The sequence below is a fragment of the Virgibacillus sp. 7505 genome, assembly GCF_002272135.1.
In the GTDB taxonomy this organism is placed as follows: Bacteria; Bacillota; Bacilli; order Bacillales; family Amphibacillaceae; genus Terribacillus.
The window spans coordinates 1-211 of the sequence record NZ_NPBF01000473.1 but is presented as its reverse complement, the minus strand read 5'-3'; the positions used below and the strand labels follow the sequence as shown (position 1 = coordinate 211).

The following is a 211-nucleotide window of genomic DNA, read 5'->3' as shown; positions in this document are numbered from 1 at the left end:
CGCCCAATAATTCCGGACAACGCTTGCCACCTACGTATTACCGCGGCTGCTGGCACGTAGTTAGCCGTGGCTTTCTGGTGAGGTACCGTCAAGGTACCGCCCTATTCGAACGGTACCGCTTCTTCCCTCACAACAGAGCTTTACGACCCGAAGGCCTTCCTCACTCACGCGGCGTTGCTCCGTCAGACTTTCGTCCATTGCGGAAGATTCC

At 56.9% G+C, this 211-nt stretch carries 1 rRNA gene; it reads right to left on the bottom strand.

The window, feature by feature from the left end:
* A 16S ribosomal RNA gene (locus CHH91_RS19850) occupies positions 1–211 on the bottom strand; the annotation flags it as partial.